Genomic DNA, 1125 nt, shown 5'->3' on the forward strand with positions numbered 1-1125 from the left:
ACCCGCCTTTGTGCAGTTCGAGCTCTATGTTCACATCGGGGTTTTCGTCAATCGCAGCAAGGTCATGCATACGAAAAATCAGACGTTGAGCCCCGAATCGCGCAGGTAGAGAGTCGAACGAACGAATAAAGTCTTTTTGATTGTAATGTTTCGGGATCGCCCACGTCTCTCCGTACGCAACCTCTGGGACTACATACGTCATCTGTAGCCGCATCAGAGCACTCGCCGCTCGCTGCCGGTCACTAACTGATAGTACGACAACATCCATCGGCAAATGCAAACCTCGACCATAGGCTTCCAGCCAGTATTCAAGTCCGAATGCTGAACCGAGGTCGTGTACGTCTCCAGTAATTCGGTCCACGAGGACACCGCACGACCCGACAGGCAAGTCCATCAAGTCACCGGTGCGAAGATAATCCTTCGTTGTTACGTGAAAGTAAAAACCAAATGCGGTTTCTCTTAGAGTGTCGCGTTCTACAGCGAAACCAGGCTCGATGTGCATCTCAGCCAGGGTGAACGCTTCCTTGGGAGTCATGCTTCTCAGTCGGGTAACGTTGGTCGTCAGCGGGCACGGCCAATGTGGTTTCCATTTGTAGACGCCGTATGCCGTGCTCCGTTGCACGACTTGGTTATCCGTTGCTCCGGCACTCATTGTACGGTTCGAGCCAACAGTCTGGCCATTGATCGTACCACCCCGGAAACTGATCCGCCTGTATCGACGTCATCCATCGTCCGACCAGTAGTTTGCGCGACATCGCACGCGCAAGTGAAAACACGGAGGCACGCATGGCTTGGATCGCGAGAACGACAATCACGGAGAATGCGCCGAGTACGAGCCAGTTAGGTTGTTCGTTTCGGAAGAACTCGGTATGCAGGCCGACAATCGCTGCCATGGCAAGAACGCCTAGGCCCGCCGACAAATCAGCAATGGCTGCAATCGCAAACAACAACCGGAGTCGAGGAACGACACGGTGCGTCTGTCCGGAACTCGGAGACAATCGAAAGCTACGGTGACTCATTCGAATGTTTGTAGGGATGAATCGGTCAATCCACTGTTTGTCGGATAACTTGTTTATTACCCGGTCTTGCTGGCCGGGGGGCTTATCTGCCGCCTTATCCCCGGGA

General features: G+C 53.7%; 2 protein-coding genes. Both read right to left on the reverse strand.

The annotated features are described in order from the left end of the window. Positions 1-535 (reverse strand): hypothetical protein (locus H1B37_RS32905; protein ID WP_182871503.1); only part of this gene is annotated, 535 nt, incomplete at its 3' end. Positions 536-629: 94 nt separating this feature from the next. Next, a partial coding sequence (locus tag H1B37_RS33545) for a hypothetical protein (RefSeq protein WP_220498497.1) occupies positions 630-1125 on the reverse strand: 496 nt, incomplete at its 5' end.

It is taken from the genome of Stieleria mannarensis (assembly GCF_014154935.1).
Classification (GTDB): domain Bacteria; phylum Planctomycetota; class Planctomycetia; order Pirellulales; family Pirellulaceae; genus Stieleria; species Stieleria mannarensis.